Genomic DNA, 15433 nt, shown 5'->3' with positions numbered 1-15433 from the left:
ATTTATTTAAGGTTGTTATGTCCCCTACTTCTGAGCCGTCCATTACAGATAACAAAAAATGGTATAAACAATTCTGGCCGTGGTTTCTTATTACCATTCCAGTGTGCTCCATGATTCTAAGCTTTAATATGCTGCGTTTCGCGTTTGACGGACAAGACGCCATGGTAGTCGATGATTATTATAAACAAGGTAAAGCAATCAATATTAGCCTTGAGAAAATTCAAGCTGCAAAAGCCCTTAACATTCAAACTGAGCTTAACGTCACTGAAAAAGATGTCAGTGTACGTTTTATCAGCGGTGCTCCCCAAACCGGTGCAGCTTTGCGTTTAGCCTTTTATCACGTCACGCAGGCGCCTAAAGATCAAACCATTGATTTGTTTCGCGATGCTCAAGGCATCTATCGTGGCAGTGCTGAAAATGACTTGACCGGTAAATGGCAGGTAGCATTGATGCCACACGATCAAGTATGGAAGATTCAACAGACACTTTCTTTTCCAAGTGACGACAGCATAGCTTTTAATCCCTAATGACTGACAGCGTATCTTGTTACCACTGCGGCCTACCTGCGGTAGATGGCGATAAATATAACGTCTCCGTTTTAGGCCAAGAGCGACAAATGTGTTGCCCAGGCTGCCAAGCGGTCGCCCAAGCCATCGTAGAGAATGGCTTAGACGATTATTACCGATTTCGTACCGAGCCTGGGGTAAAAGCCAATGACAATATTCAAGACACACTCGAGCAATTATCCATATTCGACGAACAGAGTATCCAACAAGATTTTGTTGTTCATCAAGGTGATATCAGCGAAATTCAACTTAGCTTGAGTGGGATCAGCTGTGCTGCATGTGGTTGGTTAATTGAAAAGCAGTTATCAAAAGTCAGCGGCATTAAGCAAGTCTCTGTTAACGTTACGGCGAACCGCGCATTAGTCAGTTGGTATTCTGACGCGTTAAGCTTGAGCCAGATCATGGCATCCATTGAACGTATTGGTTATCACCCTAGCCCCTTTCAACAAGAACAGCACGAGGCCCTATTTCAACAATCTCACAAAGCACAATTGAAACGTATTGGGCTCGCTGGCTTGATGACAATGCAAGTTATGATGCTTGCAATAGGCGTGTATTTTGATTTATTTGGTGATTTAGAGAGGGAAACTAGCTCATTTTTCAATTGGATCAGTCTGGTGTTGAGCACGCCAGTGGTGTTCTATTCGGGTGCGGGGTTTTATCAAAGTGCCTTTAAAGCCCTCAGGGCCAAAAGCGTGAACATGGATGTCCCCGTGTCAATAGCGCTCCTCGGCACCTATTTTTCTGGCGTTTGGGCGACAGTATTCGAACAGGGGCAGGTGTATTTTGAGTCCGTTTGTATGTTTATCTTCCTGTTACTCGTGAGCCGTTTTATTGAGCATCAGGCGCGGCACAAAGCAGCACAAATTTCGGCTAATATGCTGCAATATATTCCCCTCACTGCAAATTTGATGGTAGAAAACGAAATTCAGCCAACGCTTGCAAAATCACTGCAGCTCGACGATGTTATTTTAGTTAAGGCTGGCGAAACCGTGCCTATCGATGGCACTGTGCTAAGCGGGCAGGCGCAAGTTGATGAATCGCTGCTGACGGGAGAATTCTACCCAGTCAATAAAACTGTTGGCGATGCGGCATACGGCGGCACTATCAACAAAAGCGGTACTTTGACCTTAAAAGTCACCTCACAATTTAAATACGCTTTAGTCAATCAAATTGCCCGTTTGCAAGAGCAAGCCATGGCCAACAAACCAAGAATTGCCGCCATGGCAGACCAATTCTCCCAGTACTTCGTTGTCGCAGTACTGTTTTTTGCATCTGGCAGTTTTATTTATTGGTGGTTACAAGGTGATCCTGATGCATTTTGGATTGCTATTTCGGTACTTATCGCTACCTGCCCCTGTGCGCTAGGCCTAGCAACGCCCTCGGCGTTATCATTTGCTATGGCAAATTTGAACAAACAAGGGGTGCTGTTGAAGCGCTCCGATGTCCTAGAACAACTGACGCAGGTAGATCATATTGTATTAGATAAAACCGGCACCTTAACTGAAGGCGAAGTGTCACTAGCGGCCATACATAATATTTCTTTATTCGATGACGAAACGCTTCTTACGTACGCTCACAGTGTAGAACAATATTCTGAGCATCCTATTGCTAAAGCGTTTGAAGCATATCCGGTTTTCTCTGATGTGAAGGCGTTCTGCTTTACGTTGGGTGAAGGTGTGAGTGCGAACGTTAATCACAAACACGTAGAAATAAGTGCAGCCCATAGCCGTGACCTCCCTAATGATCCGGCCTTAAAAAGCAGCAGTGTGCTCATGCATATCGACGGTGACCTAGTCTGCGGATTTGAGCTAAGCGATACACTTAGACCTGATGTACCGGATATGCTGTTGCGAATGAGCCGCAAAGACATCACGTTATTAAGTGGTGACAATCAAAAAAATGTAAGTCAAATCGCATCAGATATCGGCATTTCAAATTGGCTAGCTCAACAAACGCCACAAGATAAACTAGCTTACGTTCAAAAATTACAAGCAAACGAGCATAGCGTGTTGATGATTGGCGACGGTATAAACGATGCCCCAGTATTGGCCCAAGCTGATGTGGCTGTCACCTTAGGTGCCGGAGCTGATTTAGCAAAATCATCGGCAGATATCATTTTGCTTAAAAATGCGTTAGGTAAGCTGCCCGATGTATTCATTGTGGCCCAGCGCTGCAAACAAAAAATCAGACAAAATATGGCATGGGCCTTAGGGTACAATATGCTGGTACTGCCCTTAGCCGTGAGCGGAGTTCTCACGCCTTGGATGGCAGTCATTGGTATGTCCCTTAGCTCCATTATTGTTGTGATTAATTCCGTGCGGTTACTTAAATAAACACCTAAGGCTTCATCATGAGTATCATTTATATCCTAATCCCGCTTGCTATTATCATTGTCGCTCTTGCCATCGGGATTTTTTTCTGGGCGGTCAAAAGTAACCAATTTGAAGATTTAGAGCGCCATGGCTACAGCATACTTTTCGACGATGATATAAAATCCGATTCAACGAAAAAGCGCCAGACGAGCCAACCGCAAGACGCCACTGAGCAAAAGAGCCGCTCCCAAGGCAAAGAAACCCAGAGTGACAATGAACAGCCTTAGTATTGCTTCGGCCTTTTTAATCGGATTAGCTGGCAGTGTGCATTGCTTTGGTATGTGCGGTGGCGTTGTCAGCGCCTTCAGCTTTGCGGTGCCAAAAGGGGCAAAGCAGTGGCCTTATGTTCTAACTTACAATATTGGTCGTATCGCCAGTTATACCGCTTTAGGTGCTCTGACAGGCTATTTAGGCAGTATTGTTGAGCGAGCTGAAATATTAAAAGCCATACCACTGCTACACACTATAAGTGCCCTATTTCTTATTGCAATGGCCTGTTATGTGGGGAACTGGTGGCGGGGTTTACATTATGTAGAAAGGGTTGGAGCAAAACTTTGGGTCCACATTCGCCCACTTTCCAAAGCATTATTGCCCTTTAAAAACCCGCTCTATGCCCTTCCCTATGGCGTTATTTGGGGTTGGCTTCCCTGTGGCTTGGTCTACTCGACACTGACTTGGAGTCTAGCCAGTGGTAACTCTATAAATGGCGCTTTAGTCATGCTGTTCTTTGGTTTGGGCACTTTACCGGCTTTGGTGGTTATGGCGGCGGGCGTAGAATCGATTAAACAGATTTTAGCGGCCCCTAAAACCCGTCAAGTGGTTGCAATATGCTTGCTGGTGTTCGGGCTATATATGCTTTGGCAAGCTTATGCCTAATCTGTTGACGTCGATAACCATACTCGTTTTCACCTACTGTTTCTAACTAACACATCGCCTTTTATCAAAATAACTTGCGTTAAATCAGTAAAATAGTAACTTAAATGGCAATTATAACGTTACTCTCATACACTCAAAGTGTCACATCAGCGACGGAGAATAATGATGAAATATCAAAAAATACTCGCAGTTATCGATCCTGAAGACGAAGAGCAAAAATCGCTTTTGCGTGCCATCGAAATCGCGCAAATAACCCGCGCCAAAATCACTGCGTTTTTACCCATTTATGACTTGTCATACGAAATGACCACTATGTTGTCCACTGACGAACGCGAAAATATGCGTTTCGCTGTGATTGAAGACAAGAGCGCTTGGCTCGCTGAAATGGTAGCGCCCATTGAGAAACAACACGGAATTAAAATTGATCTGAATGTAGAGTGGCATAATCGCGCGTGGGAAAGCATTATTTGCCGGGTTATCAAACATGACTACGACCTGATCGTGAAAGGCACGCAACTCAATGACACCCTCAAAGCGGTTATTTTTACCCCCACAGATTGGCACATTATGCGAAAAAGCCCTGTGCCGGTTTTATTGGTTAAAGATCATGATTGGCCCACAGGGGGCAAAGTACTTGCGGCTGTTAGCGTGGGTGTTGAAGATGACGACCATACCGCCCTCAACGATTGCGTAACACGCACTGCCAAAGCGTTTGCTGGGTTACTCTCAGCAGAAGTGCATTTAGTCAATGCGTATCCCGGCACGCCAGTTAACATTGCCATCGAAATTCCTGAGTTTGACCCACAAGTGTACAGTGATTCAGTCAAAGACCATCATCAAGGTGCCATGACGCGACACGCTCAAAAACACGCCATTCCTGAAATATGTAGTCATATTGAAGAAGGATTACCAGAAGACGTTATCCCTGCCCTTGCTGAAAAAATTGATGCTGAGCTTGTGATCCTTGGCACTGTTGGGCGTCAAGGTATTTCAGGGGTATTGATCGGCAATACTGCTGAACATGTCATTGATAAGCTAAATTGTGACGTACTGGCCATCAAACCTGACGGCTACGAGTCCCCGGTGGACTGTTCTTGAAAAGAATAATGAGTGATAGTCCACTTCTTTAGACCGCCGCGAAGGTTGCTTAGTATTACATTAGAATACCCTTTGTACTTGGGGTCCAGCGTGTTTTATCTAGGTCATCGGCTGTTAGCACATACCGCTTGAGGGCACTTTCGGTAAAAATGGGCAATTTAAGCGTGTTTCGCTCAAACTCAATGAAACTGAGATTTTTGAAATCGACCAAAACGATTTGACCTCTTCAGAAATAGTGCTCAAAAATTTGAGGATACGATAAGCACCTTTGTGCTTCAGCAAGTGAATGTCGCTTAAATTAAACCAATAACTTCGCTATAATCCGCTGGTACTTTCTTTTTATTATCCAACAGTTGCCTAATCCATGAACCATGTTTCTAGTACCAAACCTGACACCGCGCCAAGTAAGCACCTCACCTCATCACACATTGATGCGACAGACCAAAACGACAAGCGCCTAAAAAAACTCACAACAAAACTTCGTCGTAAAACCGGTCAAGCCATCGCTGATTTTAATATGATTGAAGAAGGCGACAAAGTCATGGTGTGCTTATCAGGGGGTAAAGACAGTTACACCATGCTCGACATGTTGTTACATATGCAAAAGGCTGCCCCGATTAGCTTTTCGATTATTGCTGTAAACCTAGACCAGAAACAACCAGGCTTTCCCGAGCACGTTTTACCAAATTATCTTGAGAGCCTAGGCGTAGACTTCGCCATTATCGAAGAAGATACATACTCAATCGTCGTTGATAAGGTGCCTGAAGGAAAAACGACTTGCTCGCTTTGCTCACGTTTGCGTCGCGGAATTTTGTATTCCAACGCGATTAAAATGGGCGTCACAAAAATCGCTTTGGGTCACCACCGGGATGATATGCTCGAAACATTGTTCTTGAACATGTTTCACAATGGACGTTTAAAATCTATGCCACCCAAGTTAACCAGTGATGATGGCCGCAATGTGGTGATCCGCCCCCTTGCCTATTGTGCTGAACAAGATATTGCGGATTATTCGATTTTATCAGGCTTCCCTATTATCCCCTGTAACCTATGCGGCTCTCAAGAAAACTTACAACGTAAGCAAGTTAAACTAATGTTAGCGCAATGGAATACGCAATTTCCTGGTCGTATTGAAACCATGTTTAAGGCGCTGCAGAATGTCGTGCCGTCACATCTAGCAGACCCTGGTGCGTTTAATTTCAATGATCTTGACCACAGCAACAGCACAAGCATTGAAGGCGATACCGCGTTTGATCCCCTTGAACTAACGCCCGTAACAAAAGTGGATACCTTGGCAGTCCCCATTACACGAATAGATTAGGAGCCACACATTGAAGATAGGAATAGCCCTCGGCAGTGGAGCCGCTCGTGGCTGGGCACACATAGGTGTGATCCAAGCGCTTGAAGAGCTAGGGATAAAAATTGATGTGGTTGCCGGTTGCTCAATTGGTGCTTACGTTGGCGCAGCCTATTCGTCGAACAAACTAGACCCATTAGAAGAGTGGGTTCGCAGTTTAACCGAGTGGCAAGTGTTCGCTTTAATGGGGGTCGGCTTGTACCGCGGCGGTTTAGTCAGCGGTTTGAAAGTTTTCAAAGCATTGCAAGATAACTTCAGTGAAGAAACGTTTGAAGAGCTATGTAAACCATTTGCTTGTGTCGCAACCGATTTATACAGCGGCCGAGAAATCAATTTTTTAACTGGCTCTGTGGTTGATGCGGTGCGCGCGTCTTGTGCTATTCCAGGCTTATTCCCCCCTACAACCTTCAACGACCGCTGGCTAGTTGACGGTGGTGTGGTTAACCCGGTCCCCGTAAACTTATGTCGTCATTTAGGTGCAGATATCGTTTTTGCCGTTAACCTCAGTGCTGATTTTCGGCCACAAGCTATGGATAACAACGAAAAAGAACGTGAGCGCAATCAACAAAAAATCTCAGACATGTTCAGTAAAAGTCAAAACTCACTGTCAAAATGGTTCAAAAGCGATAAGAAAGACAAAGACAGCAAAGACATTAATGAAGACAGAAAACCTGATGATCAAGATGATGTGGAGCTTCACAGTGAAGCAGCTCGCCCCCGGGCGGCTAAAAACCATCCCCCCAGCATGATAGGTGTTATGGCTGGCTCTTTAGATATATTACAAGCACGTGTCACCCGTTCACGTTTAGCCGGTAATCCCCCTGATATTCTGATAGAGCCACAACTACGTGATTTCGGCATGATGGAGTTCTACCGGGCGGGAGAACTAATTGAAGAAGGTCGAAACAGTGTAAAGCGTATTGCTGATCAAATTCGCTATCAATTACGCTTAGATTAGTTCAGACAACACACTACTAATGAGCCGTTTACAGTGGTTGCGTTAACGCGTTTACCTGAAGCGATTTGGCATCTGATTTATGACTAAATATGTTAGCTTTTTGCCTAGCATGGTGTCGATTGTATACTTTTTTGCTTCATAGCATCACAGATTATCCGCTTATAAGGCTAGCATCTTCACTAGCCTTTATAAAACAGACATTTAATATAAAAACCAGCTTACTTAGTGGTCTTAGCGGTTATGCGTAACGGTGAAAGCGGTAATTCCAAGCTGTGTTTCTCGTTCAACCAGTCCTTAGAAAGGTGCAAACTGCCATGTTCGATTACAGCACCGTCCGCAAGCGTTTTGTTGAGGGAAAGGTCAGAGAAGTGCACGACTAGCCCATCGACAGAGGGCATCAGAAACGACAGAAAACTGCCCATGTCATCAAAGAAAGTTTGGTATTGAGTGAACAAGGTTGCTAATTCGTCTGCAGTATATTGCCTTTTTAGCCACTCTGGCTTGGTTTCAAGCTGCACTGACATATCACATTGATTCGCAGGCTCAGTCAACGTTAACGCGACTTGGGCTTTCGCCATATTCAAGGCTTTTTCGCTAGGTACAGTAAAGCGTTGTTCGTTTGTAACCGTGAGTGGAATATCCTGCTTTTGAGTGTGAATATACGCCTGAGTAATATGACAAAGCGCTTTGCTCTGCACGTGCTTGAAGCCAAACGCAAATTGTAGAGCACTGGTATCTTTGTCATCCAATTTGCGCACATGACTGTAAAAACTGCTGTACTCAACATTTAATGTAGGCGTTTTCGCGATTGATGATTGATTGTGACTTTGTTGTTGCGCTACTGCGAAGCAGCTTGGTATGACCCAAGCGACTAATAACCACTTTTTCATAAATTCATGTACTCTTTATTGACTCTCATCATGCTTAATAATTCATCGATATAATCTTGGCCGCGCTCTGAATAGCTTTGCAAGCCATGCACTAACGCGCTAGCGGTAATTGTTTTATCTTGAGCGCGAAGGTCAGCGCGAATATCCCGTAGTTCCTTATAAGCATAATGTCGGTTTAGGTTTCTGATATAGGTTTTAACTGCGTGGGATAAGTCTTTAAATTTTGCCACTTCGTGCACAGTGCCTTCATTTCTGCGCTTAGGAACAAAACCGCAACCTTTTTTAAAACACCACAAGCCAAAGAAGTTATAGCCCTTTCTGGCGAAGCGAGATGTGCCCCATCCTGATTCGTTAGCCGCTTGAATGAGCACCAGCTCAGGGGGGATCATATCTACCCGATGCAGCAACACTGCTGTCGCTTGAAGATCTGTCAGACCCTTGTCAATCTTGTACTCGCGGCGCATATTTTTCAGCAATTTAACAGTAAAGGGGCTTAAAGTATGATGCGCTTCAAGTTGTTGGGCGATGCTTTTGACCGCGCGGCGCTTAATCAATGTTACCGTATTTTGATGTTGTATTTCAGGTAATAAATAGGCGAAAAATGCACGCTTCTTTTCAATGACGTCATCATATTTTTTGAAGTTTGGGATTTTTTTGGCCTCAAGGGAATGAGGGGAAGCTTGAGACTGCCGGCCAATATCATCAATTAAAATACGCATCTCATCGTCACTGAGTTGCAGTGCAGTATCAGGTAATTGGTTTTTAAAATAATCATCGGCAATATACATAATGGCGAACAGGCCACATGCGACTGCAAAATATCGAAATTTTTGATATGTTTTATGGGTGTTATGCATAAAAAACCGAGTCTTTATTGTCTGTTTTATCCGAAGGTTGGCCACTGACTTCAACACCAAACAAAGTACGGTACAACACGCCTTTAGTATGAAGATACCAAGGCACAATCCAAACAAGCGCAATACCAAAGGTAAACAGGCCTGCAATAAAGAGGACAAAAGAGACAATATAAAACTGGCTCAACGGCAACCAATAGCGATTAAACACGCGCATTGATACCAATATGGCTTGGCTGGGTCGGTATTTCTTTTCAACTAAAAGAATTAGGGTAAATCCGGTGGACATAGCCAGATATATCCCAGGCAAAATATATAAGCCCAATCCCAAATTGACGAGAGCACCTAGCATCAAAGCACAGAAAATCAACATAGCCGACCCCGCCATTCGCTTTACCAAGCTCATAAAGGCCACTTGTAGGCCAACGCTATGGCCAATCCCCATCATCATTAGCGCAGTGATAAGCGGCGTGGTAATGAGTGTAAAAAGCAAGTTTAGGCCGAAACTGAGGGACACCGACGGGTTTTGTAATTCTTCAATGCTGACGAATCGACCTATCAACATCAGCAACAGCAGGATCATGCCTAAGGTGAATAATGCCCCTTGCAAAATACGATAAAAGTGACGTTTTGACAGTAACCAGCCTTCTTTAACGCACGCATTGAGATCTAGCTGCGTATCGCCAGACAACGATTGATTAATATCACCGCCCAGTGTGTTTTTATTGTTTTGTTCCACCAAATTACCTTTTGCTCTTACGACTTAATTATTTTATCTGAAATGCAGAAAAGTTGCGAAGATAGACGCGTCAACGACGAACGCAAACGCGCGCTTATCTAGCTTACGTCATGACTAATTTTGCTGCCAGCAGCAAAAGAACTCCCCCCATGATGCGGTCAAACCAATGGCTATATTGGCGAATAAAGGCACGGACTTTTCGCGTGCCAAGTAAATATGACAAGAAGCAAAACCATACGCCTGTTGCTACTGCGAGATACAATCCATAGACCAATTTGATACTGCTTGGCGTTTCGGCTGATACAGCCACAGCAAATACCGATAAAAAGAACAAGGTTGCCTTGGGGTTCAATCCGTTCGTTAAAAATCCCACAGCAAATGCTTTTTTGTCACTGATGGTGCTTTGTGTCACGTTGGCCGACACCGGTGCAGTGTTATCTGGCGCCTTACTTTTAAGTGCGCCTATCGCGATATAGACTAGATAAGCCGCTGCTAAATAACTAAATATGGTGTAAACCAAAGGGTTCGTTTTGAGCAGCAGACCAATACCCAGCAAAGAGTAAGTCACATGCAAGAGTATCGCAGTGCCGACCCCCACACTGGTTATCATCGCGATGCGCCGACCATAACTGATGCTGTGCTTTAGCACAATTGCGAAGTCTGGACCTGGACTTGCCACTGCCAACAAGTGTACCCCGGCGATTGTTAAGAACTCGCCCCAATAAAGACTCAGCTCCATTTAATTACCCTTAATATATTTTTTTATGTAGTTAGGTACGACATCACTGGCTAAACCGTAGTACGCCTCTAAAAAATTATTATTCCCCTCACTTGGCGCTAAGTTAAGCTCAACAGTATGTGCTCCATATTCATTCGCTATTTGCACTAAACCCGCTGCAGGATAAACGTTGCCTGACGTACCGATGGATATAAACACGTCGGCCTCTTGCACTGAACGCTCTATCTCCTGCATATAAAAGGGCATTTCACCAAACCAGACAATATCCGGTCTAATATTTTGGCTTGGTGTACAACATTTACATCGGCTGTTGCCATCAAACTGGTTTTTCATCGAAAAGCGGCGTTGACTATGGCAGCAGCGAGCAGATAATAACTCACCGTGCATGTGCAATACATTTTTACTTCCTGCCCGCTCATGCAAGTCATCAACGTTCTGGGTAATCACCAATACTTGACCAGGTAGTACAGATTCTAATTGAGCAAGTGCAATATGTGCTGCATTCGGCTTTACATTGTCACTTTGCAATTGCGCTCTGCGCTGGTTGTAAAATCGATAGAGCAATTCAGGGTTTCGAACAAAGGCTTCTGGCGTTGCAACATCCTGTACTGAATGCTCTTCCCATAATCCGTTATTATCGCGGAACGTCTTTAAACCTGATTCCGCTGAAATGCCTGCCCCTGTTAAAATAACGATTTTTGGCCAACCCTCAGCTGCCATCGTAGGGCTAAATTGAGATCCTCTTTCAAACACTAGGAACGCTCTCTATTAGGTGTATCTAAATGAATGCAATGGCCTATTTTAACCTTATGGCTTTCTAAGCGCTATCATCGCGTGGTTAGGGTAGCTAGGTTTCATCGACCTAGGGATACAATTGCCGTCAAATACACCAAAAATTCTAATGGTCATTTATAGGGTATCGATCAAATTACCGGGCGAATTCTTCAAGCTGCAAAGAGCAACTGAGTGGAGCAATGGTTCCTTTATAACAACAAATTGGTATAAGCTATACAGCCACTTATTATAATGAACGCGACATTTTGGCAAAAATACCCTTCATTGAGCGCATTGAACAGCAGTATCAAGGCCTTTCTCCAAATGCCCGATTAATTGCCGATCATTTACAGCATACCCCGTTAGATGTTCTCAGTTGTTCTGTGGCGCAAATCGCCGAAAAGACACAAACGTCTAAAGCCACGGTGAGTCGTTTTTTTCGCCAATTAGGCTATGACTCACATCATGACGCCAAACAAGAGCTGAACACGTTTCGCGCCAATGGTTACCCCATGTATATGGAGTCTGATCAGGGAGGAGCCCTTAATCGGGAGATCCAGCGCATAGAGCAGACGTGGAGCAATCTTGATCAGACTCAGTTAAATGGCCTGATCCAATCTATTTGCCAGGCGTCTCGAATTACCCTCATTGGTTTTCGCAATAGCTATCCAGTTGCACTGCATTTTAGGCAGCAATTGCTGCAGATCCGCAGCAAAGTGCGCTTATTACCCCAACCAGGGCAAACTTTAAGTGAAGAATTACGAGATATAAGTGAAGACGAATTGGTTATTCTGGTTGGCTTTCGCCGCCGACCTAAAATATTTAAACCCTTACTGGATAAAATTCAACACCACAACGTGGCCTTATTAGCCGATCCCTCGGGGCAAATTTATGCTGATCAAGTGAAGCAATTGATAATCTGTCAACTAGGGCAAGAGCAAGCCTTAGATAGCTATGCAGCGCCCATGAGTGTGATATCAATTATCTGCAATCAAGTCTTCACCTTGCTTGATAAAACCGCTGATCGTCGCATCAGTGAAATCTCTTCTTTGTATGAAGAGTTAGACGAGCTAGAAAAACGCTAAAGACTACGTGGTGGGCTGCATGATGGCTTGGCTTTAAGGCTGACAATGAGTAAATAAGCAGTTGCTCCCTTGAAAACCATCTATTCACACCAAGGTCTACTGTAGATAATTTTTATTCCCCTACAGTACTGTAAGGAACACCTATGCATAGCCCACGTGACAAGAACGCTGATTCATCTCCAGAACATCTAACTTCACTAAGTTCATCATCTGAGACCTTATCTGGCGACACTCAAGCACCGGAAACGCTATATAAAGAGCAAACTTCCCTCGCGTTAGATAATTTCAAAATAAGCGGCACGCCCATGCCAAGTGAGTTCATTCATGCGTTAGCCTTACTAAAAGCAAGCGCGGCGTATGCCAATGCTGAAGTAGCTGGGTTAGACAGTGAAATAGCCATCGACATACAGCGCGCTGCTATGGAGGTTGCACAAGGCGATCACGATAACGCATTTATGGTTGATGTGTATCAAACAGGATCTGGCACCAGCACCAATATGAACGCCAACGAAGTTATTGCGAGCTTAGCCGAACGAAAACTTGGCAGGCATGTACACCCTAACGATCATGTGAACATGGGGCAAAGTTCAAACGATGTTATCCCTAGCGCTATTCATGTAAGCGCAACATTAGCCCTAAGCCAGCACTTAATACCTGGATTGCAAAGTTTACAATCAGCTGTTGATGCCAAAAGCATTTTGTATCGAGATACGGTGAAAACAGGTCGCACTCATTTAATGGATGCTATGCCGATCACCCTGGGCCAAGAATTAAGTGGTTGGAGCAAGCAGATTCAACAATCAATTAGCCGGCTAATTGAAGTGTTACCGCGTATTTCCGCATTGGCATTAGGGGGCACAGCCGTCGGCACTGGGATCAATACCCACCGCGATTTTGCCGCCACTGCGTGTCGCCATTTAAGTCAATTAACTGGCCTGCGTTTTATGCCAGTGGATAATTATTTTTCTGCCATCAGCAGTCAAGACACAGCGGTTGAAGTCAGCGGACATCTCAATACGCTGGCAGTAAGCTTAATGAAGATATGCAATGACCTCAGGTGGATGAACAGCGGCCCACTGACTGGACTTGGGGAAATAGCGCTAGATAAACTGCAAGCAGGAAGTAGCATCATGCCGGGGAAGGTGAACCCCGTTATACCTGAAGCTTTGGCTATGGTGTGCGCACAAGTCATGGGGTATCACCAAAGCATCACGATTGCAGGCCAGTCAGGTAATTTTCAACTAAATACCATGCTACCTCTTATTGGGTACAACTTGTTAACCAGCATTTCCATCTTGAGTAACGGCATTAACGCCCTCACCCATAAAGCGATTGTCACTATGAGGGCCAACAGTGATCGTATGGCCGAATCAATCAGCATGAACCCCATATTAGTTACAGCATTAAACAATAGAGTGGGTTATGAGAAAGGCGCATTGATTGCCAAAGCGGCGTATGAGGAAAAACGCCCAGTCATTGATGTTGCCGCACAAGTGACAGACATTCCTCGGGAGGAACTAGAAAAATTACTCGATCCTAAATCGATGACTTAATTAACGTATCGACGAAACCGCGCAGGTTTAATGAGGCCTTCCTCAAGTGGCGCAATCCACAGTAGCGCCTGCGCGGTGTTCCCATCTATTGTGAGTAGCCCCCTTCGCTAAGAGCAGCACCCACTCAGTATGATCTCAACCTAATAAACGATGATTTATGCCTATTTCGTTTCAAGCCTTGTGGCTCGCTCACGTTTCAGTTCATTGCTCTTTAGCCGCTGATTTATCGCGGTTATTTTATATTCAGCGCATAATGATCCCGATATAGTAAATATTACACATGTTTCTCTTGACTATTTGATGAAACATTTGTTTCATATAGGACCATTTGGTCAACTTTCTAAGTTTATATGAGTAACGCTGCATCGCATTTTATCAGTCAGACACCATACGTATTACAACTAAACCAAGAACCCGGCCAAGAATCAGACCAAAACAAGCAAAGCAGCGATGCATCCCTCAACGGTGTGTCGTTAGCGGTTAAAGACTTATTTCATATTAAGGGATTACCCACCACCGCTGGGAATCCAGACTGGTTAGCGAGCCACCCTACACCGCAGCAAACGTCGCCTGCAGTTAACGCTCTTTTACATGCCGGTGCATCTTTAGTCGGTAAAACCATCACCGACGAATTGGCGTATAGCTTAAATGGCCAGAATATTCATTACGGCACGCCATTTAATATATCCGCACCAGATAGACTGCCCGGAGGCTCATCAAGTGGATCGGCAGTGGCTGTGCGCGAAGGCAGCGCACAAGTAGGTTTGGGCACTGATACCGGTGGCTCAATACGTGTACCGGCTAGCTATAACGGCTTGTTTGGTTTGCGCCCCACGCATGGGCGTGTTAGCTGTGAGCATATGGTCAGCCTTGCACCGAGTTTTGATACTGTGGGTTGGATAACCCGGGATTTATCGACCTTAGATAAGGTCGCGCAGGTATTGCTTAACAAGGACGACGACCAAACACCTTGCTCAGTGAAAGACGCTAAAATCGGCTTCGCTGAAGAGTTAGCCGCCCAATGTGAATACTCTGACACACTGGGTACTGCGTACAATAGAATGGTTAAGCGCCAGTGCACTCTATCCTCCGGTTTATCTTCAGATTTATTAACACAGGCCAGCGGAACCTTTCGTATCTTGCAAGGCTATGAAATCTGGCAAACCCATGGGCAGTGGATAACAGAGCAAAAACCTACCTTTGCTCCTGATATACAAGAGCGATTCGAATGGTGTGCCACTATCACTGAAGATCAGCAGCAAAATGCAAAGAAAAAACAAAAACAATTTATTTCTCACATCCAACATCTATTTAGTCAATGCGATGTGATATTTTTACCAACAACGCCCGGCGCCGCGCCACTAATAAATACGCCGAGTGAACAATTAGCCACTTATCGGAATACCCTGATGAACCTTACCTGTATTGCAGGTCTATGTGGTCTACCTCAGTTACATATTCCGCTAGCCATTAACCCGCAGGCGCCTATTGGATTTTCATTAATTGGCCAAAAAAATCATGACAAACAGTTAATCGAAATCGCACGCATGCTTTTAGAGAATGAATAAT

At 44.6% G+C, this 15433-nt stretch carries 15 protein-coding genes; 10 read left to right on the top strand and 5 right to left on the bottom strand.

What is annotated here, in order from left to right; translation table 11 throughout:
* Window positions 1-17: 17 nt before the first annotated feature.
* The 7 genes from AC0L6N_RS08365 to AC0L6N_RS08335 all read left to right on the top strand — a co-directional run bounded on the left by AC0L6N_RS08365 (window position 18) and on the right by AC0L6N_RS08335 (window position 7230).
* Entirely contained in the window at window positions 18-527 is a 510-nt protein-coding gene (locus tag AC0L6N_RS08365; protein ID WP_011574877.1) for a FixH family protein, read from the top strand.
* Window positions 527-2902 (top strand): heavy metal translocating P-type ATPase, encoded by a 2376-nt coding sequence (locus AC0L6N_RS08360; protein ID WP_473480454.1) that lies wholly within the window; start codon window positions 527-529, stop codon window positions 2900-2902. Before AC0L6N_RS08365 ends, AC0L6N_RS08360 begins: the two co-directional genes overlap by 1 nt.
* A 17-nt stretch (window positions 2903-2919) precedes the next feature.
* Window positions 2920-3168 (top strand): cbb3-type cytochrome oxidase assembly protein CcoS, encoded by a 249-nt coding sequence (ccoS, locus tag AC0L6N_RS08355; protein ID WP_473480452.1) that lies wholly within the window; start codon window positions 2920-2922, stop codon window positions 3166-3168.
* Window positions 3155-3817, top strand: coding sequence for a sulfite exporter TauE/SafE family protein (locus AC0L6N_RS08350; protein ID WP_473480450.1), 663 nt, complete (start codon window positions 3155-3157; stop codon window positions 3815-3817). Before ccoS ends, AC0L6N_RS08350 begins: the two co-directional genes overlap by 14 nt.
* 162 nt (window positions 3818-3979) lie before the next feature.
* Window positions 3980-4915: a universal stress protein UspE gene (gene uspE / locus AC0L6N_RS08345; RefSeq protein ID WP_011574873.1), complete on the top strand. Its 936-nt coding sequence runs from the start codon at window positions 3980-3982 to the stop codon at window positions 4913-4915.
* Window positions 4916-5279: 364 nt separating this feature from the next.
* Window positions 5280-6236: a tRNA 2-thiocytidine(32) synthetase TtcA gene (gene ttcA / locus AC0L6N_RS08340; protein ID WP_473480448.1), complete on the top strand. Its 957-nt coding sequence runs from the start codon at window positions 5280-5282 to the stop codon at window positions 6234-6236.
* Between the two features lie 10 nt (window positions 6237-6246).
* Window positions 6247-7230 carry a patatin-like phospholipase family protein gene (locus AC0L6N_RS08335; protein ID WP_473480446.1) on the top strand — a complete coding sequence of 328 codons (984 nt, stop codon included), beginning with the start codon at window positions 6247-6249 and terminating at the stop codon, window positions 7228-7230.
* Window positions 7231-7448: 218 nt separating this feature from the next.
* On the opposite strand, the gene AC0L6N_RS08330 is transcribed toward AC0L6N_RS08335, so the two are convergent.
* The 5 genes from AC0L6N_RS08330 to cobB form a co-directional block, all read right to left on the bottom strand.
* Window positions 7449-8120: a DUF2987 domain-containing protein gene (locus AC0L6N_RS08330; RefSeq protein WP_473480444.1), complete on the bottom strand. Its 672-nt coding sequence runs from the start codon at window positions 8118-8120 to the stop codon at window positions 7449-7451.
* On the bottom strand, window positions 8117-8977 hold the full coding sequence (locus tag AC0L6N_RS08325) for a glucosaminidase domain-containing protein (RefSeq protein ID WP_473480442.1): 861 nt from the start codon (window positions 8975-8977) through the stop codon (window positions 8117-8119). The genes AC0L6N_RS08330 and AC0L6N_RS08325 overlap by 4 nt, the downstream gene beginning before the upstream one ends.
* Complete coding sequence (locus tag AC0L6N_RS08320) at window positions 8970-9713, bottom strand: hypothetical protein (protein WP_473480440.1); 744 nt, start codon at window positions 9711-9713, stop codon at window positions 8970-8972. The genes AC0L6N_RS08325 and AC0L6N_RS08320 overlap by 8 nt, the downstream gene beginning before the upstream one ends.
* Before the next feature lie 103 nt (window positions 9714-9816).
* Window positions 9817-10452, bottom strand: a complete 636-nt coding sequence (locus tag AC0L6N_RS08315; RefSeq protein WP_473480438.1) for a LysE family translocator — start codon at window positions 10450-10452, stop codon at window positions 9817-9819.
* Window positions 10453-11172 (bottom strand): Sir2 family NAD+-dependent deacetylase, encoded by a 720-nt coding sequence (cobB, locus tag AC0L6N_RS08310; RefSeq protein WP_473481286.1) that lies wholly within the window; start codon window positions 11170-11172, stop codon window positions 10453-10455. It abuts the gene before it with no gap.
* Window positions 11173-11492: 320 nt separating this feature from the next.
* Here cobB and AC0L6N_RS08305 point away from each other — a divergent pair, with 320 nt between their 5' ends.
* From AC0L6N_RS08305 to AC0L6N_RS08295, 3 genes are all read left to right on the top strand, one after another.
* Window positions 11493-12311 (top strand): MurR/RpiR family transcriptional regulator, encoded by an 819-nt coding sequence (locus AC0L6N_RS08305; RefSeq protein WP_011574865.1) that lies wholly within the window; start codon window positions 11493-11495, stop codon window positions 12309-12311.
* Window positions 12312-12454: 143 nt separating this feature from the next.
* Window positions 12455-13864, top strand: coding sequence for a class II fumarate hydratase (locus tag AC0L6N_RS08300; protein ID WP_473480436.1), 1410 nt, complete (start codon window positions 12455-12457; stop codon window positions 13862-13864).
* A gap of 350 nt (window positions 13865-14214) precedes the next feature.
* Complete coding sequence (locus AC0L6N_RS08295; protein ID WP_473480434.1) at window positions 14215-15432, top strand: amidase; 1218 nt, start codon at window positions 14215-14217, stop codon at window positions 15430-15432.
* Window position 15433 lies beyond the last annotated feature (1 nt).

It is taken from the genome of Paraglaciecola sp. G1-13 (assembly GCF_055809255.1).
The sequence above is the reverse complement of the archived record's forward strand: the minus strand, read 5'-3'. Positions and strand labels throughout refer to the sequence as shown.

Bases quoted from the DNA above. Each gene is read 5' to 3' on its own strand.
- AC0L6N_RS08365 (WP_011574877.1), top strand. From the start codon at position 18: ATGTCCCCTACTTCTGAGCCGTCCATTACAGATAACAAAAAATGGTAT.
- AC0L6N_RS08360 (WP_473480454.1), top strand. From the start codon at position 527: ATGACTGACAGCGTATCTTGTTACCACTGCGGCCTACCTGCGGTAGAT.
- ccoS (WP_473480452.1), top strand. From the start codon at position 2,920: ATGAGTATCATTTATATCCTAATCCCGCTTGCTATTATCATTGTCGCT.
- AC0L6N_RS08350 (WP_473480450.1), top strand. From the start codon at position 3,155: ATGAACAGCCTTAGTATTGCTTCGGCCTTTTTAATCGGATTAGCTGGC.
- uspE (WP_011574873.1), top strand. From the start codon at position 3,980: ATGATGAAATATCAAAAAATACTCGCAGTTATCGATCCTGAAGACGAA.
- ttcA (WP_473480448.1), top strand. From the start codon at position 5,280: ATGAACCATGTTTCTAGTACCAAACCTGACACCGCGCCAAGTAAGCAC.
- AC0L6N_RS08330 (WP_473480444.1), bottom strand. From the start codon at position 8,120: ATGAAAAAGTGGTTATTAGTCGCTTGGGTCATACCAAGCTGCTTCGCA.
- AC0L6N_RS08325 (WP_473480442.1), bottom strand. From the start codon at position 8,977: ATGCATAACACCCATAAAACATATCAAAAATTTCGATATTTTGCAGTC.
- AC0L6N_RS08315 (WP_473480438.1), bottom strand. From the start codon at position 10,452: ATGGAGCTGAGTCTTTATTGGGGCGAGTTCTTAACAATCGCCGGGGTA.
- cobB (WP_473481286.1), bottom strand. From the start codon at position 11,172: ATGGCAGCTGAGGGTTGGCCAAAAATCGTTATTTTAACAGGGGCAGGC.
- AC0L6N_RS08300 (WP_473480436.1), top strand. From the start codon at position 12,455: ATGCATAGCCCACGTGACAAGAACGCTGATTCATCTCCAGAACATCTA.
- AC0L6N_RS08295 (WP_473480434.1), top strand. From the start codon at position 14,215: ATGAGTAACGCTGCATCGCATTTTATCAGTCAGACACCATACGTATTA.